We start from the raw sequence: 25,174 nt of genomic DNA, 5'->3' as shown, positions 1-25,174 counted from the left end.
CGGCAGGAGGCACGGTGCGCTTTTCGCGGAACGCGACCGGAACGCTGTTCGTGGGCGGTGCGATGGCCCTGACCCTCGCCGCGCTCGCCTACCCGGGCATGCTCGGCCTGAGCACGGCCTCCGGCGCGCAGGACCGAGTCATCGCGAGCACCCCGTGGGGGCCGCTGACCGAGCAGGACCGGGACTTCGTGGTGAAGGTGCGGGCGGCGGGACTGTGGGAGTACCCCGTCGGCCGGATCGGACTGCGCAAGGGCGGCTCCGAGGCGGTGATCACGGCGAGCCGGCACCTGGTCGACGGACACGCGGCGCTCGACACCACCTGCCGGAAGATCGCCCCGATGCTGGGCATCACGCTGCCCGACGAGGCGAGCCCCCAGCAGCGGGGCTTCGTGCGGCAGCTGGACGGGGAGAGCGGTGCGCGGTTCGACACCGACTTCGCCAACATCCTGCGGATGACGCACGGCTCCATCTTCAACACGGTGGCGAAGATCCGGTCCACCACGAAGAACTCGCTGGTGCGGGCCCTGGCCGACCAGGCCAACGACACCGTGCTGGACCACATCTCCATGATGGAGAAGACGGGCCTGGTGGACTTCGACCGGACCCTGTACCAGCAGACCACCCCGCCCAAGCTGCCCGACTCCGACCTGACCCCGCCGCCCCCGGCCGCCGGCCGGCCGGAGGTGGTCCTCACCCCGCCGCCGTCGGCCACCTCCACACCGGTGGACATCGACGCCCTCGCGCGCGGCGGCACCGGGGCGGGGCCGAGCCCGACCCCGCCGGCCGGTTAGCCGCGGCGCGGCCGGAAGGGCCTACGCCAGCCACACGGTGGTGTCCGGCGGCAGCACCCCGCCGCCGGGCAGCGGTGTGCTGCTCAGCAGGACCTCGCCGGGCGGCAGCGGCACCGGCTCGGTGCCCAGGTTGGTGACGCTGCGCCAGGTCTCGGTGCGGGTGAAGTCCAGCACGCCGTCCGGCGCGTCCGGGGTCCACGTCAGCGTCTCGCCGTCCAGCAGCTTGCGGCGCAGCCGCAGGGCCGTGCGGTACAGCTCCAGCGTGGAGCCCTCCACACCGGCCTGCGCCTGGACCGCGTACCCGGCGAAGGACGCGGGCTGCGGCAGCCAGCCGGCCCCGGGCCCGAAGCCGTAGGACGGCCCGGCCGTCGTCCACGGCAGCGGCACCCGGCAGCCGTCACGGCCCTTGCGGGTGTGGCCGGTCTGCTCCCAGATCGGGTCCTGGAGCACCTCCGTGGGCAGGTCCGCGACCTCGGGCAGGCCGAGTTCCTCGCCCTGGTACAGATACGCCGAGCCGGGCAGCGCCAGCATCAGCAGGGTCGCCGCCCGGGCCCGGCGCAGCCCGGCCGCCGGGTCGACGGCGGGCGCCGCGCCGTGCGCGAGCAGCCAGGCCTCCGGGTCGGTGCCGGGCGGCAGCATGAGCCGGGAGGCGTGCCGTACGACGTCGTGGTTGGACAGCACCCAGGTCGCGGAGGCACCGGCCGAGCGGGCTGTGGCCAGCTCGCCGGCGATGATCTCGCGCAGCTCCCCCGCGTCCCAGCGCGCCTGGAGGTACTCGAAGTTGAAGGCCTGGCCGAGTTCGTCCGGGCGGGCGTACAGCGCCCGGCGGCCGCCCGGGACCCATGCCTCGGCGACGGCCATGCGGGGCGGGCGGTAGGCGTCGAAGATCTTGCGCCAGTCGCGGTAGATCTCGTGCACCTCGTCCCGGTCCCAGTACGGGTGACTGCCCGGCGACAGGTGCCGCAGCGCCGCCTCGCCGGCCGTGCCGAGGGCGCCGAGGTCCCGCAGCGGCTCGGTGAGGTCCTTGGCCAGGCCGTGGGCGACGTCCACGCGGAAGCCGTCCACGCCCCGGTCCGACCAGAACCGCAGGGTGGCGCGGAAGTCGGCGCGGACCTCCTCGTTGTCCCAGTTCAGGTCGGGCTGCTCGGGGGCGAACAGGTGCAGGTACCACTCCCCGTCGGCCACCCGCTGCCAGGCGCTGCCGCCGAACACCGACTGCCAGTCGGTGGGCGGCAGTTCCCCGTGCGCGCCGCGCCCCGGCCGGAAGACGTACCGCTCGCGGGCGGCCGATCCGGGCCCGGCGCGCAGCGCCTCCCGGAACCAGCGGTGCAGATGGGAGGTGTGGTTGGGGACGATGTCCACGACGACCTTCAGGCCCAGCCGGTGCGCCTCGCCCACCAGGGCGTCGAAGTCGTCCAGCGTGCCCAGGCGTTCGTCGACACCGCGCGGGTCGATGACGTCGTAGCCGCCGTCGGCGAGTTCGGAGGGGTAGAAGGGGCTCAGCCACAGGGCGTCGACGCCCAGCGTGGCGAGGTGCGAAAGCCGCTGGGTCAGGCCCCTCAGGTCACCGAGACCGTCACCGTCGGCGTCGGCGAAACTGCGGGGATAGACCTGGTAGATGACGGCCTGGCGCCACCAGTCGGGGTTCCTGGACGAGAGGTCCGGCGGACGGTCTGCCATACGGGCTCCCATGGGACGGACAGCGGTACGGGATCTGTATCTGTCCACATTGCCCGAAAGGGAACCTTTTCCGGGACGATCAGGCGGCGCAGTGCTCCAACAGGCCCCTTACGTCCTCGTCCACCACCCGATAGCGCACCACGCGCCCCTCTTTCTCCCCTGCCACGACCCCCGCCGCGCGCAGCAGCCGCAGGGCCTGGGAGACGGCCGGGTCGTTCATGCCCGTGGCGATCGCCAGGTCCGAGACGGCCAGCGGCCCGGTCCGGTGCAGCGCGAGCAGCAGCGCGAGCCGGTTGGCGTCGGCCAGCAGCGAGAAACGGTCGGCCCAGGTGCGCAGACGCCCCGCGTCACCGATCGCGGCGATCGCCTCGCACACCCGGTGCCCGTCGATGGTCCGACGCCCGGCCCGGTCGGCAGGAACGAGATGCATGCTCCCATCCTGGCAGGTGGCGATGTGATCTTGCATACCTGCCCGACTGCGCAGCTATGCAGGCGACCGCGTGCCCCTCTACGGTGGGCGGGCCGTGGTGTTCGGGAAGCCGGTGTGAGACCGGAGCGGCCCTCGCCACTGTGATCGGGGAGTTCCCGTTCCGTCCGGCACCCGCCGGGCCACTGGTCGAAAGGCCGGGAAGGCAGGAACGGCGGACGCGTGACCCGTAAGCCAGGAGACCGGCCACGGCAGCTCAGAAAGATCCACGAGGTGCTGGAGCTGACCATATGAACCTGCCCGGGACGTCTCTGTCCGAGTCCGCGCACCCCTCGTTCCGCTGGCGACGCGAGGACACCGTCAAGACGGCGGGGCTGCTGGTGGTGATCCTCGCCCTGCATGTCGTCGCCTTCGGGATCCTGTATGTGCTGGTGGCCCCGCGCCATTTCGAGGTGGGCTCCCAGGTGTTCGGCGTGGGGCTGGGGATCACCGCCTACACCCTCGGCGTGCGCCACGCCTTCGACGCCGACCACATCGCGGCGATCGACAACACCACCCGCAAGCTGATGGCCGACGGAAAGCGCCCGGTGTCGGTGGGGTTCTGGTTCGCGCTCGGGCACTCCAGCGTGGTCGTGCTGCTGGCGCTGCTGATCGCGGGCGGCACCTCGCTGGCCGGGAAGGTGATGAACGAGGGCTCCGCCACCCACCAGGTGCTCGGGGTGCTCGGTACGACGATCTCCGGGTCCTTCCTCTACCTCATCGCCGCCCTGAACCTGGTCGCGCTGGCGGGCATCCTGAAGGTGTTCCGGGCGATGCGCGCGGGCGGGTACGACGAGACGGAGCTGGAACGGCACCTGGACTCGCGGGGGTTCATGAACCGGCTGCTGGGGCGGCTGACGAAGTCCGTGTCCCGGCCGGGGCAGATGTACCCGCTGGGCTTCCTGTTCGGCCTCGGCTTCGACACGGCCACCGAGGTCAGCCTGATGGTGATGGCCGGCTCGGGCGCGGCGGCCGGCCTGCCCTGGTACGCGATCCTGTGCCTGCCGCTGCTGTTCGCCGCCGGGATGAGCCTGTTCGACACCCTCGACGGCACGTTCATGAACTTCGCCTACCAGTGGGCCTTCGCCAACCCCGTCCGCAAGGTCTTCTACAACCTCGCCATCACCGGGCTGTCCATCGCCGTGGCCTTCTTCATCGGCACCATCGAACTGGTCGGGGTGCTGCACGAGAAGGCCGGCCTCAGCGACCCGGTGACCGGCTGGGTGGCCGGTCTGAACCTGGACAGCGTCGGCTATCTCATCGTCGGCCTGTTCGTGGTGGTGTGGGCGGCGGCGCTGGCGTACTGGCGGCTGGCACGGGTGGAGGAGCGCTGGTCGGTGCGGGCGGCGCCGTCCGACTGAGCCGGCGGGCGAGCGCGGCGCAGACCACCAGCTGGAGGGTGTGGTAGAGCATCAGCGGCAGGACGGTCATGGCGACCTCGTCCGCGGGAAACAGCACGGAGGCCATCGGCAGCCCGCTGGCCAGGCTCTTGGTCGCCCCGCAGAAGACCGCCGTCACCCGGTCCTCGCGGGGCAGCCGCAGCGCCCGCGCGGAGCGGTCGGCCAGCAGCAGGGCGGCGGCGAGCAGCACCGCCACCAGAACCCCGAGCAGGACCAGGCGGCCGGGGGACACCCGCTGCCAGATGCCGGTGGTCATGCCCCGGCTGAACGCCGCGTAGACGACGAGCAGGATGGAGCCCCGGTCGCAGAGCCCGATCACCTTGCGGTGCCGGCCGAGCCAGCCGGAGATCCACCGCCGCACCGCCTGCCCGGCGGCGAACGGCAGCAGCAACTGCACGGCGATGTCCACGAGTTGGCCCGCGCCGATCGGGATGCCGCCGCCCTCGCCGCCGCCGATCAGCGCGACGGCCAGGACCGGGGTGAGGACCACGCCCAGCACGGTGGAGAAGGACGCGGAACACAGGGCCGCTGCCACGTTGCCGCGGGCCAGGGAGGTGAGGGCGATGGAGGACTGCACGGTGGACGGCAGCACCGCCAGGAACAGCACCCCGGCGGTCAGTTCGGCGCCGAGCCACCCGTCCGGCAGCAGCTTCGCGCCCAGGCCGAGCAGCGGGAAGGCGGCGAACGTCAGGGCGAGCACCGGGAGATGCAGCCGCCAGTGCCGTACGCCGTCCAGCGCGGCCTGCGGGGAGAGCCGGGCGCCGTAGAGGAAGAAGAGCAGGCCGATCGCCAGCTTGGTCAGCCACGAGACGGCCTCGGCCGCCGTGTCCTCGGCCGGGACGAGCGCGGCGATCCCGATCGCGCCGAACAGCGCGACGATGTACCAGTCGACACGGCGCGCCAGACCGCGGGCCGAGCCGGTGAGCGTCTGAGACATGCGCTCCTGCCTTGGAAGCGGGTGGCATGGGACGGGGGATGCCTCTATGGGGCGGGCTCACCCATGGGCTACGTCCATGGGGCACGCCCGTGGGTTCGTCCATGGGGTTCGTCAACCGGTGGGGCCCGCGTGCCGGGTGCGCGCGGGCCCCTGGGGTGGATCAGGTCACGCCGGGGTGCGGACGTGGTGCCGGCTGATGTTCTTCTCCAGCAGGGCCAGGCTCTCGGCGACCCCCACGCTGTCCGGCCCGGTCTGCGGCAGGCGGCCGTCGGCCTCCTTCAGCTCGGTCAGGGCGCGGTCGATGGCGGTCTGCGCGGCGAACAGGCAGGGCGTGCTGTAGATGGCGACGTCGACGCCCAGGTCGGACAGCTCGCTCAGCGACAGCCGCGGCGACTTGCCCCCGGCTATCTGGTTGAACAGCAGCGGCTTGTCCCCGATGACCTTGCGCACCTTGTGGATCCAGTCCACGCTGCGCACCCCGTCGACCAGCACCACGTCGGCGTCGGTCGCGGCGAGCGCCTTGGCGCGGCGCAGGATCTCGTCCTCCTCGGTGGCGTCGGTGCGGGCGACCACCACCAGGTCGCGGCGGGACTGCAGGACCAGCTCCAGCTTCTCCAGGTACTCCTCCAGCGGGAGCACCTGCTTGCCGTCGACGTGACCGCAGCGCCGAGGCCGCTTCTGGTCCTCCAGGATGACGCCGGAGGCGCCGACGGCCTCGAGGTTCTGCACGACGTGGCACGCGGTCTCCGGGTCCACGTAGCCGTCGTCGATGTCCACCAGCAGGTGCTGCGTGGGGAACGCCATGCGCAGGCGCTGGACGAAGGCGATGATGTCGGGCCAGGCGATGAAGCCGATGTCGGGCAGACCGTAGTGGGACGCGGCGAAGCCGAAGCCGGAGACGAACATGCCGTCGTAGTGCTGCGCCGACACGGACGCGGAGAACATGTCGAAGACGCCGATCAGAGGGGTGGTGCCGTCCGAGTGAATGGCATCGCGTAGCCGGTTGGGGTGGCTCACGGTATCCTCCGTGGTTGCTGGTTGCGTGGGCTGTGTGCCGTTGCGACCGTCTGCCCGCCAAAGCTGTTGGCCGCGCGGCATGTTCCGCACCAGACCGGCCGGGTGCCCTTCCTTGTGAGAGGCGCCCGGTCTACAGCTGTCCAGCCCGGTGGCCCGAAGATTAGGAAACCCTTTGCCGAGCCACAACCATCTCTTTGCGATCGCGGTCCGAAACGTGGCGTTCCGGAACGCCGGTTCAGGCACATGAACGCCTGCTCACCCATGTGATCGACCGGCTACCGGCCGTACCGGTGGGCCGTACGATGGCCGGATCGGGTCTCCCCGACGAGCCGGACACCCTTTTTGTAAAGGGCGTTGCCGCGACCGCGACCGGGACCGGCGGAGGACAGGGCCTAGGGCCGCTCCACCGTCTCCAGGTACAGCCGCACGTACCGGTCCACGTCCACGTCCAACGCCACGTCCACCAGGGTCCGTTCGGAGTCGTCGGCGTGGAACTCGGCCTCGCCGGGGCCGGGCCGGAGGTCCACGACGGTCTGGCCGCGGGCCGGGCCGGGCGCCAGGCAGACCTCGACCGGCAGCAGCCGGGTGGTCAGGCCCGCCGGATCGGCCACCGCGCACACCGCGCCCGCGTCGCCGAGGCCGCCCGCCTCCTCCGCTCCCGGCTCCGCGCCCTGCCTGGTCGGCCGGCACGCGAGGAGTTCCCCGGCCAGCCGGGTGCCGGGCTCGTCGCTCGCGCGCAGCCGGCGCACCTCGGCGCCGGGTACGACGACCCGCCGGAAGACGTCCAGGCCGTACATGGTGATCGGCACCCCGGCCGTCAGCAGCACCGCCGCGGCCTCCGGGTCGTGCCAGACGTTGAACTCCGCGACCGGGGTGGCGTTCCCGGTGCTCACCGCCCCGCCCATGAACACGATCCGCTCGATGTTCCGGGTGACCTCCGGGTGGGTGCGCAGCAGCAGCGCGATGTTGGTCAGCGGGGCGGTCGGGATCAGCGTCACGGGACGCGGGCAGGCGAGGATCTCCCGGCGCAGCAGGGTGACCGCGTCCACGTCGGCCGGGCGCCGGGCGGGCGCCGGCAGCCCCAGGTCGCCCATGCCGTCGGCGCCGTGCACCGGCGCCCGGCGGGCCGGCTCGATCAGCGGGCGCTCGGCACCCCGCGCCACCGGGACGGCCGGAGCGCCCGCCCGCTCCAGCACGGTCAGGGTGTTGCGGACCACCCCGTCCACGCCGGTGTTCCCGGCGACACAGGTCACGGCCCGCAGATCGAGCCCCGGGTGGCGCACGGCGAAGAGCAGGGCCAGGGCGTCGTCGACGCCGGTGTCACAGTCGATGATCACGGGCACGGGCTGACCGGCCACGGCGGCCTCCTTCCGTCCAGCCGACCTTAGACCAGCGGATCCTCGTCCCACAGGACGGTGGAGTGGGCCGCCACCCGTGCGGTGATCCGGCGCAGCAGTTCCGGTGCCGGCAGCGCGCCCGGTCGCCGTCCGTCCCGCAGCCGCAGGGCGGCCAGCCCGGCGCCGGCCTCCCGGGGGCCGATCACCGCCTGGTACGGCACCAGCCGCGCGGCCCGGATCCTGGCCCCGAGGGTGCCCTGGGCGGGCCCGGCCGACTCGGCGCGCAGGCCGGCCGCGACGGCCTCCCGGACCAGCCGCTCCGCCTGCTCCGACTGGTCCTCGGCCACCGGCAGGACGACCAGCTGGACCGGCGCCAGCCAGGCCGGGAAGGCTCCGCCGTGGGTCTCGACGAGGTGGGCGACCGCCCGTTCCACGCTGCCGATGACGCTGCGGTGCACCATCACCGGCCGGTGCCGGGCGCCGTCGGGGCCGGTGTAGCGCAGGCCGAAGCGGGCGGGCTGGTGGAAGTCGATCTGCACGGTGGACAAGGTGGACTCGCGGCCCGCCGGGTCGGCGATCTGCACGTCGATCTTCGGGCCGTAGAACGCGGCCTCGCCCGGCGCCTCCTCGTACGCCACCCCGGCCTCGGCCAGGACCTGCCGCAGCAGTGCGGTGGCCCGCCGCCACAACTCGGGGTCGGCGACGTACTTGCCGCCCGCGCCGGGCAGGGAGAGGCGGTGGCGTACGGCCTCGATGCCGAGGTCCGCGTAGGCGCGGCCGATCAGCTCCAGGGCGGCGCGGGCCTCGGCCACCGCCTGGTCCAGGGTGCAGAAGACGTGCGCGTCGTTGAGGTGGATGGCGCGCACCCGGGTCAGGCCGCCGAGCACCCCGGACAGCTCGGCGCGGTGCATGGTGCCCAGTTCGGCGATGCGCAGCGGCAGCTCCCGGTGGCTGCGGGCGCGGGAGCGGTAGATCAGCGCGTGGTGCGGGCAGAGGCTGGGCCGCAGGACGGCCTCCTCGCCGCCGAGCCGCATCGGCGGGTACATGTCGTCGCGGTAGTGGTCCCAGTGCCCGGAGATCTCGTACAGCTCCCGTTTGCCGAGCACGGGCGAGTACACGTGCCGGTAGCCGGCCCGGCGTTCGGCCTCCCGGATGTACTCCTCCAGGGCGTGCCGGACGGCGGCGCCGTCGGGCAGCCAGTACGGCAGTCCGGCCCCCATCAGCGGATCGGTGCCGAAGAGGCCGAGCTCGCGGCCGAGGCGGCGGTGGTCGGGGCGGTCGGGCCGGTGGGAGTGGTCGGAGTGGCCGGGCTGGTGGTCCATGGGTGTCCTTCCGTCGGGGTGGACGGGGGCGGACGGCCCGGGACACGCGAAAGCCCCGGGGCGTGCGCCCCGGGGCTTTCGATGCTGGTCAGGTGTCAGCGCGCCGGGACGGTCTCCGGCGTCGTCGTGCTCGACGGGCACTGCGGGGCGCGCTGCATGGCCGGGACGGTAACAGGGGCCGTACGGGACGCCCCACTGAATTTCCCCCGCGCCCCGCGGCGCCCGGCCGTACGCCCTCACCCGTACGGCCCCGAGCGCTGGTGGGCCGCCCGGGCCGGTGGTGCCGTGAGACCAGGCACCCCGGCCGCCACGCAGTCCAGGAGGCACCGATGTCCCCCGCGATATCCCCGCGCGTCCCCCGCCTCCCCCGTGCCGTCGCGCTGCCCCTCCTCGCCACCGGCCTGCTGCTCGGCGGCGGCTGCGCGGCCCTCGGGCTGCACCACCCGGCCAGCGCCCCGTACCCGCTGCCCACACTCGACCGGCCGGCGCCCGCGTCCCCGGCGCCCCGGCGGGCCGACGGCTCCACGCTCGGCGACGAGCAGGCGCGGGCCGCGCTGATCACCCCGACCGACCTCGGCGCCCCCTGGACCGCCACGCGCGGCGCGGCCACCTGGCGGGACGGGCTGCTCAAGAGCCGCACCACGGCCGGGGAGTGCCAGCGGCTGCTGGACGCCCTCTACAGCGACGAACTCCTCGGCGCCCCGGCGCGCGTCGCCGTCGGCTTGGACGACCCCGGCACCGGGGCCCAGCTCCGGTTCCAGATCGGCGCCCGCCGCCCGGCGGACGTCGACGCCGTGCTGACCTGGCTGGGGGAGCTGCCGGTGCGCTGCGGCCGGTTCACGGCGACCACGCAACTGGGGCTGCTGGAGGACGTACAGGTGTGGAACGCCCCGCTGCCGGAGGTCGGGGACGCGCGCCAGGGGCTGCGCGTCACCTGCGCCGCCACCGATCCGGACGGACGGCGGTCCCTGCTCACCATGGACGTGGCGGCCGTCCGGGTCGGCGAGGACGCCTTCGCGCTCACCAACGCCGGCCTGGGCGACGTACCGAACGAGGCGACCCAGGCCGCCGTCCAGATCGGCGCCCTCCGGCTGGCGGACATCCGCCGGCAGGGCCGGGCGCAGGTGTGAGGGTCACAGCGGGGACCGGTCCGGGAGCGGGGGCGCGGGCCACAGCGGGGGCTGGGCCGGGGCCGGGCCCAGGGTGGTGGTGCCGGGGGCGGTGCGGTGGCCCAGGCCGGTGCGGTAGGCGTCCAGGGCGGCCTCGGTCCGGCCGGTGCGGCGCAGCAGGTCGCCCAGCAGCCGGCACAGGTCGGCGAGGTCACCGGCGGCGCCCGCGCGCTCCAGGAGGCTGAGGGCGCGGACGTAGTGCTCCTCGGCGGCCTCGGTGTCCCGGGCGTCCTCGGCGATGATGCCGAGCAGGCGGTGCGCGGCGGCGGCGTGCACGGCGCCGCGCTCGGAGGAGAAGTCCCCGAGCACCCCCTCCAGCAGCTCGGCGGCCTCCGCGGAGCGGCCCCGGCGGTGCAGCACGTCGGCGAGTTCGACGGCGGCCTGGCTGCGGTACAGGGCGGCCCGGGTCCGCGCGAGCATGCCGTATGCCTGGCGCAACTCCTGCTCCGCCCGCTCCAGTTCGCCGTTCTGCGCGCAGACGTAGCCGCGCATCCAGTGGCAGTTGGCCAGCTCGGTGCGCAGCCGCAGCTGGGCGTACAGCTCGGCCGCCTTGGCCAGGGAGGCGTCGGCCTCGGCGACACGGCCCTCGGCGAGCAGGGTGCGGGCGACCGAGCGGTGCATCCGGGCGATCAGCGCGGGGTCGCCGGCCCGCGGGGCGAGCGCGAGGGCGAACTCGGCGGCCTGGGCGGCGCGGGCGTGGGCGCCCATGTCCATGTACGGGCCGATGACGCTGGCGTAGAGCAGCAGCAGCGCGTCCGGGTCGTGCAGTCCGCCGCGGTTCAGCTCGTCGAGCGCGGACTCCAGGAGGTAGACGGCGTACCGGAGTTCACCGGCCAGGTAGTGGGCGACGGCCCGGCCGCGCACCGCGGGCACCCGCACCGGCAGGGCCTGGTCGGCCAGTTGCTCCTCGGCCCGTTCGAAGCAGTCCCGCGCCTCGCTCAACGCGCCGGTCTCCAGGGCGCATTCGCCGAGGCCGAGCAGCGCGTCGGCCTGTTCGCGGCCGAGCCCGTGGGCCGCCGCCTCGGCGCGGACCAGGCCGTACTGGACGGCGGCCTCCTCGGCCCGGCCGTCGGCGAGGATCCGCTGGGCCTCGGTGAGCCGCAGCCGCAGGCCGGTGGCGAGGTGGGCGGGGCGGCCGACGGCCAGCTCCTCGACGGTGACCCCGAGCCGGTCCGCGATGTGCCTGAGCGCCTCGTCCGAGGCCCGGACCCGGCCCGCCTCCAGGGTGGAGATGTAGGCGGGGGTGTACGCCGGTTCCGCCAGCTGCCGCTGGGTCAGCCCCCGCTGGGCGCGCAGCCGCTGCACCCGCCGCCCGACGACCTCCGGTTCGTCCCGCTCCCGCATGCCTGCCCGCCCCCCAACTCGGCCTGCCGCCCTTGCCGTTGGGCGGCGACAGCACCTAGGTTAAACGGCGGATTAAGCATGCTTAACACTCCGCTGTTGTGTTGCGAGGTCGCCGTGTCCGGACGTACATCCGCACCCTACGCATCCCACTCCCGCACCCGCCCCGGCGTCCGCCCGTCCGGGCGGGCCTCCGCGGCCCGGGGGATCACCGCGGCCGTGATAGCCGCGTCCGGTCTGCTCCTGGCGGCCAACGTGGGCCCGGCCGGTACCGCCGACACCCCGCAGGCACCGGCGTCGGTGGTCCGGCAGACGAGCGGCTGAGAACGCCGTACCCACTTCCTGCGGATCGCCCTTGCGGGTGGCCGGAAGCGTTCACCCTGCGGGGAGTGACGTTGTGAGCCAATATGGGGACATTGGCCGCATCGCTCTCTTCCAAGGGGGCCTCCATGGCTGTGGACATCCCTCCACTCGTCAAGACGTCCCGGCTCAGAAGCCGGGGCGGTCTGCTGGGCGAGTGCATGGCGGAGTTCCTCGGGACCTTCGTCCTCATCTCGTTCGGCTGCGGCGTGGTCGCGATGGCGGTGGCCGCGCTGCCGGGTTCCGGCCGGGCCGCCACGTCCACCACGATCTTCCTGGCGGCCGGCGACTGGCTGCTCATCGCCTGGGGCTGGGCCTTCGCCGTCATGTTCGGCGTCTACGTCGCCGGCGGGATCAGCGGCGCCCACCTCAACCCGGCGGTGACCCTGGCCATGGCCTTGCGCCGGGGCTTCTCCTGGGCCAAGGTGCTGCCGTACTGGTTCGCCCAGTTCGTGGGCGCCCTCACCGGCGCGGCGCTGGTCTACCTCGTCTACCACGACGCGATCAACGCCTTCGACAGCACCGTGGCCGGGCCGAAGGTGAACGGGCACACGAACACCACCTTCTCCATCTTCGCCACCTTCCCGGCCCCCTACTTCCACGGCGGCGTCTGGGGCCCGCTGATCGACCAGATCGTGGGCACGGCGTTCCTGCTGATGCTGATCGCCGCCGTCATCGACCTGCGCAACCAGGCCGTGCAGGCCAACCTCGGCCCCCTGATCACCGGCCTCGTCGTCGCCGCCATCGGCATGTCCTACGGCGCGAACGCGGGCTACGCCATCAACCCGGCCCGCGACTTCGGCCCCCGCCTGTTCACCTACGCGGCGGGCTGGGGCAGCCTGGCGTTCCCGGGCAGCGTGTCCGGCGCCTTCAGCGGCTACTGGTGGATCCCGATCGTCGGCCCGCTGATCGGCGGCGCGCTCGGCATCCTGCTCTACGACCTCTTCATCGGCGACGTCCTGCTCACCCGCACCAAGCTGGCCCAACTCCCCCCACCGGGCCGCTCCACCCCGACCCGCCCCCGCCCCGAGGAGTGACCACCGCCCCTTTCGCGCGGGGGGCCGGGCGCCGACCGGTCGGCTAGGTTCCGATCCCGGTCAGCGTGACGCGGGTGCCGACCTCCGTGTGCTCGTACAGCCAGCGGGCGTCGTCGGGGCGCAGGCCGATCACGCTCAGCGTGGACGGGCGGCGTCCGGGGACGTCGGTGGCGGTGTCGTCGGCGCCGTAGAGGTAGTGCGGTTCCCGCTCGGGGCCGCTGAAGGCCATCACCCACTCGTGCCGCTCGATCTCGCCCGTCGGCGAGACGCTGAACCGGGCGTGCCGCAGGCGTTCGGTGACCCGGGCGACCGCGTCACCGCGGAACGGCCGGTTCATACCGGGGGCGGAGATGGGGAACGTCCGTCCTCCGGCCCGCAGTTCCAGCGCGGACAGGTCGATCCGGATGTCGTCGACGGCGGCGTCGTCGGGGGACGGGGGCGGTGCCGGGGCGGTGGTGGAGGCGGTCGCGGCGGGTGGCGCGGGCCGCTCGGCGCCGCCCAGCAGGGTCGTGGCGGTCAGGACGGCCGCGCCCGCGACGACGAAGCCCGCCGACGCCAGGGCGGCCCGTCGGGTACGGCGGCGCAGCAGGGCCCGGCGGCGCACGGCGGCGCCCGGGCCGGGCGCGGGGCGCCGGCCCTGCTCGGCGACCTCGCGCAGGGCGTGCGTCAGCCGGTCGGTGCCCTCCCCGGGCGCGGCCGGGCCCGTCGGGTCATGGGGCATGCGTGGCCTCCTTCGTCCCGGTCATGGTCTCGGCCTCCTCGGGCGACAGATGGCGGGCGAGCGCGGCGCGGCCCCGGGCCAGCCGCGCCTTGACCGTGCCGGCGGGCGCGCCGGTCTCCGCGGCGATCTGTTCCACGCTCAGGTCGCACACGTGGTACAGGACCACGGCCAGCCGTTGCGCCGGGGGCAGGGTGCGCAACGCGGCGACCAGGGCGACGTGTTCCGGCCCGGGCCCCGGGACCTGCTCACGGGGGGTGTCCTCGCGGACGAGCTCCAGCCAGCGCCGGGCGCGCCGGAACCGGCTGACCGCGAGCCGGGTGGCCACCGTGCGGATCCACGCCTCCGGCGCCTCGGCCGCGTCGAAGGACGTCCGCCGGTCCCAGGCCCGTACGAACGCCTCCTGCACGACGTCCTGCGCCTCGGCGTGGTCACCGGTGAAGGCGTAGAGCTGGCCCACCAGTCGGGGGAAGGCAGCCGTGTAGAAGGCGTCGAACTCCTCCTCCGTCATGCCGGCTCCCGTGCTGTTCGTCCCGAAAGGGTGCATCCTACGGCGCGTGAGGTGCCGGAAATTTCGCCCGGTCCCGATGCAACCGGGGCGCCGCGCCGTGCGTACAGACGATGTCCGTACGCATCCCAGGGGGGAACTTCCGTGTCCACGCACGCGCACCGCTCACGCATCCCGCAGGCCCCGTCAGCCCGTCCGGCCACCGCCCGTCCGGCCACCGCCCGCCCGGCCACCGGTCACCCGGCCACCGGTCAACCGGCTACCGGTCACCCGAGTACCGGCCGTCCGCCCGCCCGCCGTTCGAAAGCCGTCGCCGGTGCTCTCGCGGCGGCCTGCGCGCTGGTGCTCGGGGCGACCGGCTGCGCGGCCACCACCTCCACGGCCGCGACCGAACCGGCCGTCCCGGCCGCCGCGCGCGCCTCCGCCTCGCCCCGCCCCACCGTGCCCGCCGTCCCGGAGCCGGCCGCGCTCGCCGGCGCCGAGGTCAACGTCGGCGAGGGGGCCACCGTAGGCGTGGGCATGCCGATATCCGTGACCTTCCCGCGCCCGGTGCCGCGCTCCGAGCGGGCCGCGGTCGAGCACTGGCTCGGTGTCGCCGCCCAGCCCGCCGTCACGGGCGCCTGGAGCTGGGTCAAGGACCGCAACCTGTTCGACGGGCAGCGCGTCGACTACCGCCCGCCCACGTACTGGAAGCCCGGCACCCGCGTCACCCTGCGCGTCGGCAGCCACTCCGTACGGCACTTCTCCATCGGCCGTTCCCTGACCGCGACCGTCGACGTGCGCACCCACACCATGACCGTCACGGAGGACGGCAGGCCCGACACCCGCATCCCGGTCACCGCCGGCCGCCCCGGCCTGGACACCTGGAACGGGACGATGGTCGTGATGGACAAGCAGCCCAAGGTCTACATGGACTCCCAAACCGTCGGCCTCGGCGACGCCTACCACGGCTACTACGCCTGGGCCATCCACACCACCGCGTCCGGCACCTACGTCCACCAGAACCCCGGCGCGAACACCCACGCCGGGAGGACCAACGTCACCCACGGCTGCGTCGGCCTCGCCACCGACGGCACCGCCGAACGCTTCTACCGGCGGGTGATCCCCGGTGACGTCATCCGCGTCACCGGCTCCAAGGACACGGTCGAGGCCGGAAACGGCTACGGCGACTGGAACCTCACCTGGTCCGAGTGGCTCGCCCACAGCGCGTCCCGGCACGGCGGCGACGGCCGGTGAGGCGCTGAGGAACGGCGGGGATCACAGGGCGAGCAGCAGCGCGGTCAGCGCGGTGCAGCCCGCGCACACCGCGAGCACCACGGCCAGGCAGCGTCGCCGCAGTTCCTGGTAGCGGTGCTCGTACTCGGCCCGCAGCGACACGCACCGGGCCGCGACGCGCTCCAGGTCGGCGCGGGCCCGGCGCAGGCTGTCGGCGGTGTACTGCCGCTCGATCTCCTCGCGCTGGGCCGTCGTCAGCCAGTCCAGGGGCCCGGTGAACTCGCGGGCGCGCTGCTCCGCCTCCGCGACCCGGGCCTGCCACAGCAGGTAGCCCTCGACCTCGTTGCCGAGGGCGCCGCCCGCTTGGGTCCCCCGCTTGCGCAGGCCGCTCATCCGCGGGGCCGGTCGCTGGTGGGGATCTCGTAGCCCTCCTGCTCCCGCGCCGCGATGTCCGGGTGGTGCAGGTCGAAGGCCGGGGATTCGCTGCGGATACGGGGCAGGGTGACGAAGTTGTGCCGGGGCGGCGGGCAGGAGGTGGCCCACTCCAGGGAGCGGCCGTAGCCCCACGGGTCGTCCACGCCGACCGGGGTGCCGAACCGCGCGGTCTTCCACACGTTGTAGAGGAACGGCAGCATCGACAGGCCCAGCAGGAAGGAGCTGATGGACGACAGCGTGTTCAGCACGGTGAAGCCGTCGGAGGCCAGGTAGTCGGGGTACCGGCGGGGCATGCCCTCGGCGCCCAGCCAGTGCTGGACCAGGAAGGTGCCGTGGAAGCCGATGAACAGCGTCCAGAAGGTGATCTTGCCGAGGCGTTCGTCGAGCAGTTTTCCGGTGAACTTGGGCCACCAGAAGTGGAATCCGGCGAACATCGCGAAGACGACCGTGCCGAAGACCACGTAGTGGAAGTGGGCGACGACGAAGTACGTGTCGGAGACGTGGAAGTCCATGGGCGGCGAGGCGAGGATGACGCCGGTCAGCCCGCCGAAGAGGAACGTCACGAGGAAGCCGGCCGCCCACAGCATCGGGGTCTCGAAGGAGAGGCTGCCCTTCCACATCGTGCCGATCCAGTTGAAGAACTTCACCCCGGTCGGCACGGCGATCAGGAAGGTCATGAAGGCGAAGAAGGGCAGCAGCGCCCCGCCGGTGACGTACATGTGGTGGGCCCACACCGTGATGGACAGGCCGGCGATGGCGATCGTCGCGGCGACCAGGCCCATGTAGCCGAAGATCGGCTTGCGGGAGAAGACCGGGATGATCTCGGTGATGATCCCGAAGAACGGCAGGGCGATGATGTAGACCTCGGGATGCCCGAAGAACCAGAACAGGTGCTGCCACAACAGGGGCCCGCCGTTGGCCGGGTCGTAGACGTGGGCGCCGAAGATGCGGTCGGCCGCCAGGGCGAACAGGGCGGCGGCCAGCACCGGGAAGGCCAGCAGGACCAGCACACCGGTCAGCAGCACGTTCCAGGTGAAGATCGGCATGCGGAACATGGTCAGGCCGGGGGCACGCATGCAGATGATCGTGGTGATGAAGTTGACGGCGCCGAGGATCGTGCCGAACCCGGAGAACGCCAGGCCCAGGATCCACAGGTTCCCGCCGAGCCCGGGGGTGCGGGTGGCGTCGGACAGCGGGGTGTAGGCGAACCAGCCGAAGTCGGCCGCGCCGTTCGCGGTGAGGAAGCCGCCGACCGCGATGAGCGAGCCGAACAGGTAGAGCCAGTAGGCGAACATGTTCAGCCGGGGGAAGGCCACGTCGGGCGCGCCGATCTGGAGCGGCATGATCCAGTTGGTGAACCCGGCGAACAGCGGGGTGGCGAACATCAGCAGCATCACGGTGCCGTGCATCGTGAACATCTGGTTGAACTGTTCGTTGGAGATGACCTGCAAGCCCGGACGGGCCAGCTCGGCGCGCATGATCAGCGCCATCACCCCGCCGAACAGGAAGAACGCGAAGGACGTCGTCAGATACAGGGTGCCGATCGTCTTGTGGTCGGTGGTCGTCAGCCACTTCACCACGACATTGCCGGGCTGCTTGCGCCGGACCGGCAGCTCGTTCTCGTACGAGTCCTCGGCCGCCGCGCCTCCGCCCTGGGGTTCGTTCAGGATGCTCACAGGTCGTCCGTCTCCCGATCCTCGCGTCCGCCCGTGCCGTGACGGCGCTCCACCCGCCATCCTCGCCGCACGGGCACGCTCCAGGCGCCCCCTGAGCGGTCGTTGTGCGGCCATCCGGGTGAGCGATACACCCGGACGCAGCAGCGCACCAAGGGGCGCCAGCCTCCGCACACGGGACTGCCCCGGCCGGTGGGGCCGGGGCAGCACCGGGTCCAGGTCAGCGACCGTCGTGGAGTTCCTGGTGCATCTGGGGCTGCCTGTCCTTGTCGTGGGTGACGGCGTCCTCCAGCACCTTGTTGAACACCTTGCCGCCGGCGCCGATGGCCTCCTCGCGGGGGTCGACACCGGTGACCTTCTTGGCGGCGCCGCCGAGGACGCTCCCGAACCCGCCGAGCGCGCTGTTGCCGGCGGCAGCGGCCTTGGCACCGAGGTCGACGGGGCTGCGCGGCACGCCGGCCATGTCGGCGTACTTGTCGGTGAGCGCCTGGCGGACCATCGCGATGAACATGTCGGTGACGCCGGGGACGTTCCCCACCAGTTGCTTGTAGTAGGTGATGGCCTGCCGGGTCATGAAGACACCGTCGTCGGTCTTCTTCCACTCGTCGTCGCGGACCCCGGTCCACATCCGGTCGACCAGGTCCACGTCCTTGGGCAGCTGCCACCGCTCCGGCGTGCCGAGATAGTGGTTGACGTAGTGCCAGGCGCACATGAACCCGTGGGCGTCGGCCTTCGAGACGTCGATACCCAAATTGCGCATGGCCTGCAGGATCTGCACGCTGAAGACGCAGGCGGCGCCGGTGGTGTACTTCTGCGAGACGGGCATCCCCCACTTCTGGTAGTCCCACTCGCCGCTCTTCCGGTGCAGTTGCCGTACCGAGGCGTGGACGAGCCGGACCTTGGTGACCGTCGCCTTCAGCGTCCCGTCGCGCAGGGCGTCCTTGTCGCCCATGCCCAGGAACAGCCGGGTGGACTGCGAGAGGCGGCGGCCGGGGCCTTCGACGCCGCCGAGGCGGCCGGTGGACCGCAGGGTGTAGGCCCCGGTGGGCGAGAGGTAGGTGCCGATGAGGCCGACCGTGCCCTGGAGCATGGACGCCTCGCCGTGGTGGTGGGCGAAGAAGCCCTCCGCGGCCTTGGTGTCGCCCTCGGTCCAGCCCGGCGGATCGGCCTCCGCCGCCCGCATGAAGTCCGCCAGCCGTGGCGGAAGTTGCCCGTAGTCCATGCCGGGCTTGAGGGTGTTGACGGTGCGGAACAGTTCGTTGACCCCGGGCACCTCCCCGTGGTCGATCAGGGCGGACACCAGATCGTCGGCGGGCGGGTCACCCGCCTGCGCCGCCGCTTCCAGCTCCTGGGCAAAGTTCGCTTCCGTCAGCGCCACAGCCGATCTCTCTCTTCTCTGTATTCCGGTACGGGCATCGACTCGACATCCCAAGCGCGGCTTCGCGGCGCGGGGCAACGTTCCTGGCTCCGACCGCCCACGCAAGATCACCGGAATAGATGCTTCCGTCGCCTCGTGTGGCGGACAAGGGCTGCTGCGGGGCGCACGGAGGTGACGTGCGTTGCGCGCGCACTCCTCACCCCCTGCGACGCGCCGTGCGGGTGCGGGTCCCGGCGTGCCGGGCCGCACGGTCTGTGCGGCCCGGCACCGGGGTTCCTTCAGGCGTTTCGCCGGACGGGGGTCAGGCGGGGTTGAGCGACCAGGTGGACAGCGCGGAGGTGCTGGGGGTGTCGAGGATGACGACCTGGTTGGGCAGGTTGTACTGGGGGCGCAGCGCCTGGCTGGTGGACCTGGAGACGATCACGAACTGGGTGGGGCTGTTCGGGACTCCGCGGAAGCTCCACTGGAAGTCGTAGCTCTGCGAGCAGGTGTACTGGACGGCGAAGGTGACGTTGGTGTCGTAGGGGCTGCCGGCCTTGATGCACTTGTTGGTGATGGTGTTGCGGATGAGGTAGTAGTCGGCCGTGACCGGCTCCACGCGCCAGGAGTTTCCGGCCGCGGAGTCGTTCCAGGCGTAGATGAGCAGGTTGTCGGCGTGGTTGACGCCGAGGCCCCAGGGGACGAGGTTCCCTCCGGTCGCCGAGTTGACGATGCGGTACGGGCCGGGGTGCCAGAGGATATCGGCGCTGGAGGCGGGGGCGGTGCCGAGGACCAGGGTGTGAGCAGCGTGCCCACGAGCAGGGCCAGCCGGCCGAGGAGACCGGGGGAGCGACGGAGTTTCACGTGACGGCCTTTCGCTGTGCGCGGTGTACGCCCTCCACTCGCGGGCATGCCGGAATGGCGGCACGGGAGGGGGCGGGGTGAAGTCGAGGCTTGCCGGCTGGTGCCGTGATGCCTCGTCAACCAACTTTCGAAGCGCGGCGGTGGACCATTCAAGGGGGTGATAGTGAGTCGACTCGAAAGAGTGAAAGGAGAGGTCATAGTGCCGCTTAAAACTCACGGAAAATAACTGCGGTAAATGGTTTGACCGGCGCTTCGAGGGTTCGCGCGTACACCCTCTGGCTTTTCTCCTTTCACAATTCTTCACTCGTCTCCCGTGAATCTCTGTGAGTGATGGGAGTTGCCGCTCACCGGGACACCCACTCGGGCGAAGACGTGGCAGAACAGGCACAGTGGGTCGCGTGAGCGGGCATCGATCGGAGGAAACGCGAACCGAGAGGACCCTTCCGTGCGCTCACTCCTCGCCGTCGTCGGCGTCTCCCTCATCACCGCCGTACTGGGCCCCGCCGCCCCCGCCGCGGCTGCCTCCGGCACCACCGCGGCCACCGGCACTCTGATCGTCAACGGTGTCTCGTACACCAATCCGCACGGCTGTTACCCGGCGAACGGCTTCCTCGTGTCCGTCGTGAACCACACCGACCGCACGGCCTACGTCTACCCGAACGGCGGCTGCTTCGGCCAGTACGAAGGCTGGGTCCAGGCCGGTGGACAGGCCACCATGAACGGCTCCTCCGTCTACATCGACTAGCCACTGCCGGTCGCGGGTTCGTCGCAGGGAACAGTTGCCGGCCGCGCGCCGGGAAAGGAGTCCTTCGTGAGAGGGCTGGTCGGTGTCGCCGGGGCGGGTGCGGTCGTGGTCGCGATCGGCGCCGTGGTGATGGCGGGTGTCACGGACAAGAGCGAGGGAACCACCTCCGAGGCGCATACCGAGGCAACGTCTGCGCGGGGCACCGGGGCCGAGGCCCGCGGGGTCAGGGAAGCCGCCGCCCGGGCGGCGAAGGCGGGTGTCGACTGGAAGGCGTGCCCGTCCGACTGGGGATTGTTCAAGGAATTCCGCTGTGGATCGGTGACGGTTCCCGTCGACTACGCCGAGCCGGACGGCGAGACCATCACCCTGTGGCTCGACCGGCTCGCCGGCCCCGGTGAAGCACAGGACCGTCAAGGCGCGCTGGTGCTCAACCCGGGCGGGCCCGGCGCCTCCGGCATGACGGCGCTCAAGGGGCTCATCAACGACGTGTGGGTGAACGTCGCACGTGCCTATGACCTCGTGGGGTTCGACCCCCGCGGGGTCGGGCACTCGGCACCGGTCTCCTGTGCCGATCCGCGAGAGTTCGCCAAGGGGCCCAAGCCCGATCCCGTCCCGGACAGCGAGGCCGACAAGAAGCGGCTGCGGGACGACGCACAGGCGTACGCCCAGGGCTGCCGGAAGCGCGGCGGTGCGCTGCTGTCGCACCTGACCACCCCGGACACCGCGCGCGACCTGGAAGTGATCCGGGCCGCCCTGGGCGAACCGAAGCTGAACTACCTGGGTATCTCCTACGGCACCTACCTCGGCGCGGTCTACGGCACCCTCTTCCCCGACCACGTGCGGCGCATGGTGCTCGACTCCGTCGTCAACCCCTCACCGGACAAGATCTGGTACGGGATGCACCAGGACCAGATCCCCAACTTCGAACGCCGCTTCGCCGACTGGACCGCCTGGGTCGCCCGGAACGACGCGAAGTACCACCTCGGCGACACCCAGGCGAAGGTACGGGACCGGTGGCAGAAACTGCTGACCACCGCCGAGCGGCATCCGATCGGTGGCACCGTCGGCCCCCACGAGCTGATCGACTCGTTCCAGAAGGTCGTGTACTTCGACCAGGCATGGCCCTTGAAGGCCGAGGCGTGGAGCGAGTACGAGGCCGGTCACCCGGAGAAGCTCGTCAAGGACGCCGGGGCGAATCCCTCCGACACCAAGGGCAACGCCGTCAAAGAGAACGCCGCAGCCGCCTACACCGCCGTCAACTGCGCGGACGCCAAGTGGCCCACCGACTTCGGCCGCTGGGACCGGGACGCCGGCCGCCTGAACGCCAAGAGCCCCTTCATGGCGTGGTTCAGCACCTGGCAGAACCTCCCCTGCGCGACCTGGCCCGGCACCCAGCACACGCCGATCGACGTCAAGGGGGCCAAGCAACTGCCGCCCGTCCTGCTCGTACAGGACGACGGAGACGCGGCGACCCCCTACGAGGGAGCCGTCGAGCTCCACCGGCGGTTCCCGAACTCGGGCCTGCTCACCGTCAAGGGCGCCGGGGCGCACAGCGTCACCACCGGGCGCAACCCGTGCGTCAACGACCGGGTCGACGCCTACTTCCTGCGCGGCGACCTGGACCGGGACATGACCTGCCGGGCGGCCCCGTCACCGGAGAACTCGTGACACCGGAGCCGGCCCGCCCGCCCCGCGGCATCCGGCCCGCCCGGTCCGGTTCAGCCCGCCCAGTCCAGGAGGCGTTCGCCCGTCTCGGGGGCCCGTAGCCGGACGAGGGACTCCTTCTCCAGCTGGCGTACGCGCTCCCGGGTCAGCCCCACCTGCTCGGCCACCTGTTGCAGGGTGCGCGGGTGACCGTCGTGCAGCCCGTAGCGCAGGCTGAGGATCATGGCCTCGCGCGGGGCCAGCACGCCCAGCGCGTCCCGGAGGTCCTCGGCGAGCGCGCGGTACTCGGCGACCTGGGGCGCCTGGAGGACGTCGGTGGCCGGGATGAGGTCGCCGACCACGGTCTCGCCGGTGTCGTCCACGGGCGTGTCCAGGCTGATCGTCTGCCGGCCGACCCGGCGCAGCCAGGCGACCCGGTCCTCGGCGAGGCCGCTCTCCCGCGCCACCTCGTCGTCCGACGGCTCGTGCCCGATGCGCAGCTGGAGCTGCCGCTCGACCTTCGCCAGCTTCTGCAACTGCTCCACGACGTGCATCGGCAGCCGGACGGTACGGGCGTGCTGGGCCAGGCCCCGCTCGATCGCCTGGCGGATCCACCAGGTGGCGTACGTGGAGAACTTGAAGCCCTTGGTGTGGTCGAACTTCTCCACGGCCCGGATCAGCCCGAGGTTGCCCTCCTGGATCAGGTCCAGCAGGGGCACCCCGCGGTGGGCGTGCCGTTTGGCGATCGACACCACGAGCCGCAGATTGGCCCGGATCATGTGGTCCTTGGCGTGCCGGCCGTCGCGTACGGCGGCCTCCAGCTCGTGGCGCCGGTGCGCCGGGAGGTGGTGCGCGGTGTCCCGCTCCAGTTCCCCGGCGGCGTACTGACCCGCGTCGATGAGCCCGCCGAGGCGGACCTCGTCCTCGGCGTCGAGCAGCGGGGTCGCGGCGATCTGGTTCAGGTACTGGCCGAGCAGATCGGCCTCGTCACCGGTTTCGGGGACCCGGCTCCGCGGGCGTGCGGACCGGGCCGCGGTACGGCGGCGCTGCCGCGGGTCGGCCGTGGTGGTGCGTGCCGGACCAGGCATTGTCTTCCGGCCTCCGACTCCTGTCGCTTCGGCTCTGTGCGCCAGAGCCCGGGCTTCCAGCGACCGCCGGGTACCCGGCCCCGCCCCCGGGATGCGCACCGGCGCCCCGACTGCCGGGCGGTACCGGCGGGCGCGGGGCGGACCGGGCGCTCCACGGACCGGCGACAGGACCTACTAGGCCAGCGGGGTGTCCGCCCAGGGCAGTGCCGAGGGCTCGCGGTGCTCCGGCGGGCGGGGCGCCGCGGCCTCGTGGCAGGTGAAGCCGAGCCTGGTCAGCGCCCGGCTCACCTCGGCCGCCGTGAAATCGCGGCGGTCCTGTCCGGTGATGACCTGGCCGACCTGCTTGACCGGGTAGACGTGGCCGCCGACGGTCACGCAGACGCCGACGGCGGGCTCGGGGGAGACGCCCTCCATCGACTGCTCGACCTCGGACTTGGTCAGGTCGAAGGGGAAACGGGCGATGACACAGCGCATGGTGCCTCCAGCGGAGCGGTCGGGGTGGGGACGGGGCCGTCGGGGCGCGGGGCCGCCCGGCGGCCGGGGTGCGTGGGGGTCAGCGGCTTCCCTCGGCGGCGGGGCGCCCGGACGGGGCGCGCCGGGGTCCCCGGCCCCGCCGGGACCGCCCGCCCCGGCCACGCCCGGCGGCACCGGCGGCGCCGGTGCGCTGGGGGCGTTCGGCGGCCGGTACGGCGAGGGTGACGGGCACTCCGGAGGGCGTGCGGGCGCCGGTGATCCGGTTCAGCTCGGGCTCGCCCGGGCGTACGCGGGTGGTACGGGCGGTGATGCCGGCGGTGTTCATGAGGCGGTCCACCGCGCGCCGCTGGTGCGGCAGCACGAGGGTGACGACCGTGCCGGACTTGCCGGCGCGGGCGGTGCGGCCGCCGCGGTGCAGGTAGTCCTTGTGGTCGGCGGGCGGGTCGAAGTTCACCACGAGGTCGATGTCGTCGATGTGCAGGCCGCGGGCGGCGACATTGGTGGCCACCAGGACCGTGACGTGGCCGTCCTTGAACTGGGCGAGGGTCCGGGTGCGCTGCGGCTGGGACTTGCCGCCGTGCAGCGCCGAGGCCCGTACGCCCACCGACAGCAGGTGCTTGGCCAGCCGCTCCGCCGCGTGCTTGGTGTCCAGGAACATGATCACCCGGCCGTCGCGGGCGGCGATCTCGGTGGCGGCGGTGTGCTTGTCGTCGTCGTGGACGTGCAGCAGGTGGTGTTCCATCGTGGTGACCGCGCCCGCCGACGGGTCGACCGAGTGCACCACGGGGTCGTGCAGGTACCGGCGCACCAGCAGGTCGATGTTGCGGTCGAGGGTGGCCGAGAACAGCAGCCGCTGGCCGTCCGGGCGGACCTGGTCGAGCAGGGCGGTGACCTGGGGCAGGAAGCCCATGTCGGTCATCTGGTCGGCTTCGTCCAGGACGGTGACGGCCACGCGGTCGAGCCGGCAGCCGCCGCGGTCGATGATGTCCTTGAGCCGGCCGGGGGTCGCCACGACGATCTCGGCACCGGCGCGCAGCGCGGATGTCTGGCGGCCGATCGACATGCCGCCGACCACGGTGACCGAGCGCAGGCGCAGCGCCCGCGCGTACGGGGCGAGGGCCTCGGTGACCTGCTGGGCCAGCTCACGGGTGGGTACGAGGATCAGGGCGAGCGGCTGCCGGGGCTCGGCCCGCTGGCCGGCCAGGCGGGCCAGCAGGGGGAGACCGAAGGCGAGGGTCTTGCCCGATCCGGTGCGGCCGCGGCCGAGGACGTCCCGGCCGGCCAGCGTGTTCGGCAGCGTCGCCGCCTGGATGGGGAAGGGCGCGGTCACGCCTTCGGCCCGCAGCGCGTCCCGCAGCGGCTCGGGCAGGTCCAGCTCGGCGAAGTCCTCCGCCGGCGGCAGCGCCTCGGTGAGGGTGACGGGCAGGGCGAACTCACCGCGGGGGGCCCGGCGGGCTCCCGGGCTCTTTCCCTGGGGACCCTTGGCGCGCGTCGTGGTCCGTGCGGACCGGAAAGGGGCGGAGTCGTTGCCGGTACGGCGACCGGCACCGCCGGTGCCTGCGGCGCCTCGGGTACGACGGGTGCGGTTCATGATGA

Annotated in this window: 24 protein-coding genes and 1 riboswitch; of the genes, 8 read left to right on the top strand and 16 right to left on the bottom strand. The window is 72.7% G+C overall.

Features of this window, described 5'->3' with window-relative positions; genetic code table 11:
• Nucleotides 1-50: 50 nt before the first annotated feature.
• Nucleotides 51-791 (top strand): DUF4142 domain-containing protein, encoded by a 741-nt coding sequence (locus ACSURM_RS17885; protein WP_436961129.1) that lies wholly within the window; start codon nt 51-53, stop codon nt 789-791.
• Nucleotides 792-812: 21 nt separating this feature from the next.
• Here the strand turns inward: ACSURM_RS17885 and ACSURM_RS17880 are convergent, their stop codons facing one another.
• Together ACSURM_RS17880 and ACSURM_RS17875 are read right to left on the bottom strand one after the other, a co-directional pair.
• A complete protein-coding gene (locus tag ACSURM_RS17880) occupies nt 813-2,471 on the bottom strand; it encodes a glycoside hydrolase family 13 protein (protein ID WP_436956232.1) in 1,659 nt (552 codons plus the stop codon).
• Between the two features lie 79 nt (nt 2,472-2,550).
• The gene (locus tag ACSURM_RS17875) at nt 2,551-2,901 is read right to left on the bottom strand and encodes an ArsR/SmtB family transcription factor (RefSeq protein WP_344346853.1); all 351 of its coding nucleotides are present in this window, start codon (nt 2,899-2,901) and stop codon (nt 2,551-2,553) included.
• A 78-nt stretch (nt 2,902-2,979) separates the two neighbouring features.
• A riboswitch (cobalamin riboswitch) is annotated at nt 2,980-3,163 on the top strand.
• A 25-nt stretch (nt 3,164-3,188) separates the two neighbouring features.
• Between ACSURM_RS17875 and ACSURM_RS17870 the strand changes: the two genes are divergently transcribed.
• Nucleotides 3,189-4,298 carry a HoxN/HupN/NixA family nickel/cobalt transporter gene (locus tag ACSURM_RS17870; RefSeq protein ID WP_436956230.1) on the top strand — a complete coding sequence of 370 codons (1,110 nt, stop codon included), beginning with the start codon at nt 3,189-3,191 and terminating at the stop codon, nt 4,296-4,298.
• Here ACSURM_RS17870 and ACSURM_RS17865 read toward each other — a convergent pair.
• The 4 genes from ACSURM_RS17865 to thrS all read right to left on the bottom strand — a co-directional run bounded on the left by ACSURM_RS17865 (nt 4,195) and on the right by thrS (nt 8,950).
• Nucleotides 4,195-5,274 carry a bile acid:sodium symporter family protein gene (locus ACSURM_RS17865; RefSeq protein WP_436956229.1) on the bottom strand — a complete coding sequence of 360 codons (1,080 nt, stop codon included), beginning with the start codon at nt 5,272-5,274 and terminating at the stop codon, nt 4,195-4,197. The two genes, ACSURM_RS17870 and ACSURM_RS17865, sit on opposite strands and share 104 nt — an antisense overlap.
• Before the next feature lie 165 nt (nt 5,275-5,439).
• Nucleotides 5,440-6,291 (bottom strand): isocitrate lyase/PEP mutase family protein, encoded by an 852-nt coding sequence (locus tag ACSURM_RS17860; protein WP_436956227.1) that lies wholly within the window; start codon nt 6,289-6,291, stop codon nt 5,440-5,442.
• 392 nt (nt 6,292-6,683) lie between these two features.
• Nucleotides 6,684-7,649: a nucleoside hydrolase gene (locus tag ACSURM_RS17855; RefSeq protein ID WP_436956225.1), complete on the bottom strand. Its 966-nt coding sequence runs from the start codon at nt 7,647-7,649 to the stop codon at nt 6,684-6,686.
• Between the two features lie 26 nt (nt 7,650-7,675).
• Nucleotides 7,676-8,950 carry a threonine--tRNA ligase gene (thrS, locus tag ACSURM_RS17850; RefSeq protein ID WP_436956224.1) on the bottom strand — a complete coding sequence of 425 codons (1,275 nt, stop codon included), beginning with the start codon at nt 8,948-8,950 and terminating at the stop codon, nt 7,676-7,678.
• Between the two features lie 329 nt (nt 8,951-9,279).
• Between thrS and ACSURM_RS17845 the strand changes: the two genes are divergently transcribed.
• Nucleotides 9,280-10,080 (top strand): hypothetical protein, encoded by an 801-nt coding sequence (locus tag ACSURM_RS17845; RefSeq protein WP_436956223.1) that lies wholly within the window; start codon nt 9,280-9,282, stop codon nt 10,078-10,080.
• Between the two features lie 3 nt (nt 10,081-10,083).
• Here the strand turns inward: ACSURM_RS17845 and ACSURM_RS17840 are convergent, their stop codons facing one another.
• Nucleotides 10,084-11,463 (bottom strand): tetratricopeptide repeat protein, encoded by a 1,380-nt coding sequence (locus ACSURM_RS17840; RefSeq protein WP_436956221.1) that lies wholly within the window; start codon nt 11,461-11,463, stop codon nt 10,084-10,086.
• 114 nt (nt 11,464-11,577) lie between these two features.
• On the opposite strand from ACSURM_RS17840, the gene ACSURM_RS17835 reads away from it, so the two are divergent.
• Together ACSURM_RS17835 and ACSURM_RS17830 are read left to right on the top strand one after the other, a co-directional pair.
• Nucleotides 11,578-11,784 carry a hypothetical protein gene (locus ACSURM_RS17835; RefSeq protein WP_436956220.1) on the top strand — a complete coding sequence of 69 codons (207 nt, stop codon included), beginning with the start codon at nt 11,578-11,580 and terminating at the stop codon, nt 11,782-11,784.
• A 125-nt stretch (nt 11,785-11,909) separates the two neighbouring features.
• Entirely contained in the window at nt 11,910-12,857 is a 948-nt protein-coding gene (locus ACSURM_RS17830) for an MIP/aquaporin family protein (protein ID WP_436956219.1), read from the top strand.
• A 43-nt stretch (nt 12,858-12,900) separates the two neighbouring features.
• On the opposite strand, the gene ACSURM_RS17825 is transcribed toward ACSURM_RS17830, so the two are convergent.
• Both ACSURM_RS17825 and ACSURM_RS17820 read right to left on the bottom strand, forming a co-directional pair.
• Nucleotides 12,901-13,578 carry a L,D-transpeptidase gene (locus tag ACSURM_RS17825; protein WP_436956217.1) on the bottom strand — a complete coding sequence of 226 codons (678 nt, stop codon included), beginning with the start codon at nt 13,576-13,578 and terminating at the stop codon, nt 12,901-12,903.
• Nucleotides 13,568-14,086, bottom strand: coding sequence for a SigE family RNA polymerase sigma factor (locus ACSURM_RS17820; RefSeq protein WP_436956216.1), 519 nt, complete (start codon nt 14,084-14,086; stop codon nt 13,568-13,570). Before ACSURM_RS17820 ends, ACSURM_RS17825 begins: the two co-directional genes overlap by 11 nt.
• A gap of 141 nt (nt 14,087-14,227) precedes the next feature.
• Between ACSURM_RS17820 and ACSURM_RS17815 the strand changes: the two genes are divergently transcribed.
• Nucleotides 14,228-15,319 carry a L,D-transpeptidase gene (locus ACSURM_RS17815; RefSeq protein ID WP_436956214.1) on the top strand — a complete coding sequence of 364 codons (1,092 nt, stop codon included), beginning with the start codon at nt 14,228-14,230 and terminating at the stop codon, nt 15,317-15,319.
• A 21-nt stretch (nt 15,320-15,340) separates the two neighbouring features.
• Here ACSURM_RS17815 and ACSURM_RS17810 read toward each other — a convergent pair whose 3' ends face one another.
• The 4 genes from ACSURM_RS17810 to ACSURM_RS17795 all read right to left on the bottom strand — a co-directional run bounded on the left by ACSURM_RS17810 (nt 15,341) and on the right by ACSURM_RS17795 (nt 19,382).
• Nucleotides 15,341-15,691: a cytochrome C oxidase subunit I gene (locus ACSURM_RS17810; protein ID WP_436956213.1), complete on the bottom strand. Its 351-nt coding sequence runs from the start codon at nt 15,689-15,691 to the stop codon at nt 15,341-15,343.
• The gene (gene ctaD / locus ACSURM_RS17805) at nt 15,688-17,409 is read right to left on the bottom strand and encodes an aa3-type cytochrome oxidase subunit I (RefSeq protein WP_436956211.1); all 1,722 of its coding nucleotides are present in this window, start codon (nt 17,407-17,409) and stop codon (nt 15,688-15,690) included. The genes ACSURM_RS17810 and ctaD overlap by 4 nt, the downstream gene beginning before the upstream one ends.
• Nucleotides 17,410-17,626: 217 nt before the next feature.
• Complete coding sequence (locus ACSURM_RS17800) at nt 17,627-18,784, bottom strand: oxygenase MpaB family protein (protein WP_436956209.1); 1,158 nt, start codon at nt 18,782-18,784, stop codon at nt 17,627-17,629.
• 301 nt (nt 18,785-19,085) lie between these two features.
• Complete coding sequence (locus ACSURM_RS17795) at nt 19,086-19,382, bottom strand: RICIN domain-containing protein (RefSeq protein WP_436956208.1); 297 nt, start codon at nt 19,380-19,382, stop codon at nt 19,086-19,088.
• A gap of 690 nt (nt 19,383-20,072) precedes the next feature.
• On the opposite strand from ACSURM_RS17795, the gene ACSURM_RS17790 reads away from it, so the two are divergent.
• Both ACSURM_RS17790 and ACSURM_RS17785 read left to right on the top strand, forming a co-directional pair.
• Nucleotides 20,073-20,372, top strand: a complete 300-nt coding sequence (locus ACSURM_RS17790) for a hypothetical protein (RefSeq protein WP_436956206.1) — start codon at nt 20,073-20,075, stop codon at nt 20,370-20,372.
• A 129-nt stretch (nt 20,373-20,501) separates the two neighbouring features.
• Nucleotides 20,502-22,040, top strand: coding sequence for an alpha/beta hydrolase (locus ACSURM_RS17785; RefSeq protein ID WP_436961128.1), 1,539 nt, complete (start codon nt 20,502-20,504; stop codon nt 22,038-22,040).
• 50 nt (nt 22,041-22,090) lie between these two features.
• On the opposite strand, the gene ACSURM_RS17780 is transcribed toward ACSURM_RS17785, so the two are convergent.
• The 3 genes from ACSURM_RS17780 to ACSURM_RS17770 form a co-directional block, all read right to left on the bottom strand.
• Nucleotides 22,091-23,104 carry a sigma-70 family RNA polymerase sigma factor gene (locus tag ACSURM_RS17780; protein ID WP_436956204.1) on the bottom strand — a complete coding sequence of 338 codons (1,014 nt, stop codon included), beginning with the start codon at nt 23,102-23,104 and terminating at the stop codon, nt 22,091-22,093.
• A 174-nt stretch (nt 23,105-23,278) separates the two neighbouring features.
• Entirely contained in the window at nt 23,279-23,578 is a 300-nt protein-coding gene (locus tag ACSURM_RS17775) for an SCO5918 family protein (RefSeq protein ID WP_436956202.1), read from the bottom strand.
• A gap of 79 nt (nt 23,579-23,657) precedes the next feature.
• Complete coding sequence (locus ACSURM_RS17770; RefSeq protein ID WP_436956201.1) at nt 23,658-25,169, bottom strand: DEAD/DEAH box helicase; 1,512 nt, start codon at nt 25,167-25,169, stop codon at nt 23,658-23,660.
• Nucleotides 25,170-25,174 lie beyond the last annotated feature (5 nt).

Source organism: Streptomyces sp. SudanB182_2057 (genome assembly GCF_964272715.1).
Taxonomy (GTDB): Bacteria; Actinomycetota; Actinomycetes; order Streptomycetales; family Streptomycetaceae; genus Streptomyces; species Streptomyces rubradiris.
This window is presented reverse-complemented; position numbering and strand designations above follow the sequence as displayed.

Excerpts from the sequence above, each read along its gene's own strand:
- ACSURM_RS17880 (WP_436956232.1), bottom strand. The coding sequence starts at position 2,471 with ATGGCAGACCGTCCGCCGGACCTCTCGTCCAGGAACCCCGACTGGTGG.
- ACSURM_RS17875 (WP_344346853.1), bottom strand. The coding sequence starts at position 2,901 with ATGCATCTCGTTCCTGCCGACCGGGCCGGGCGTCGGACCATCGACGGG.
- ACSURM_RS17870 (WP_436956230.1), top strand. The coding sequence starts at position 3,189 with ATGAACCTGCCCGGGACGTCTCTGTCCGAGTCCGCGCACCCCTCGTTC.
- ACSURM_RS17865 (WP_436956229.1), bottom strand. The coding sequence starts at position 5,274 with ATGTCTCAGACGCTCACCGGCTCGGCCCGCGGTCTGGCGCGCCGTGTC.
- thrS (WP_436956224.1), bottom strand. The coding sequence starts at position 8,950 with ATGGACCACCAGCCCGGCCACTCCGACCACTCCCACCGGCCCGACCGC.
- ACSURM_RS17845 (WP_436956223.1), top strand. The coding sequence starts at position 9,280 with ATGTCCCCCGCGATATCCCCGCGCGTCCCCCGCCTCCCCCGTGCCGTC.
- ACSURM_RS17840 (WP_436956221.1), bottom strand. The coding sequence starts at position 11,463 with ATGCGGGAGCGGGACGAACCGGAGGTCGTCGGGCGGCGGGTGCAGCGG.
- ACSURM_RS17830 (WP_436956219.1), top strand. The coding sequence starts at position 11,910 with ATGGCTGTGGACATCCCTCCACTCGTCAAGACGTCCCGGCTCAGAAGC.
- ACSURM_RS17825 (WP_436956217.1), bottom strand. The coding sequence starts at position 13,578 with ATGCCCCATGACCCGACGGGCCCGGCCGCGCCCGGGGAGGGCACCGAC.
- ACSURM_RS17820 (WP_436956216.1), bottom strand. The coding sequence starts at position 14,086 with ATGACGGAGGAGGAGTTCGACGCCTTCTACACGGCTGCCTTCCCCCGA.
- ACSURM_RS17810 (WP_436956213.1), bottom strand. The coding sequence starts at position 15,691 with ATGAGCGGCCTGCGCAAGCGGGGGACCCAAGCGGGCGGCGCCCTCGGC.
- ACSURM_RS17785 (WP_436961128.1), top strand. The coding sequence starts at position 20,502 with ATGGCGGGTGTCACGGACAAGAGCGAGGGAACCACCTCCGAGGCGCAT.
- ACSURM_RS17780 (WP_436956204.1), bottom strand. The coding sequence starts at position 23,104 with ATGCCTGGTCCGGCACGCACCACCACGGCCGACCCGCGGCAGCGCCGC.
- ACSURM_RS17775 (WP_436956202.1), bottom strand. The coding sequence starts at position 23,578 with ATGCGCTGTGTCATCGCCCGTTTCCCCTTCGACCTGACCAAGTCCGAG.
- ACSURM_RS17770 (WP_436956201.1), bottom strand. The coding sequence starts at position 25,169 with ATGAACCGCACCCGTCGTACCCGAGGCGCCGCAGGCACCGGCGGTGCC.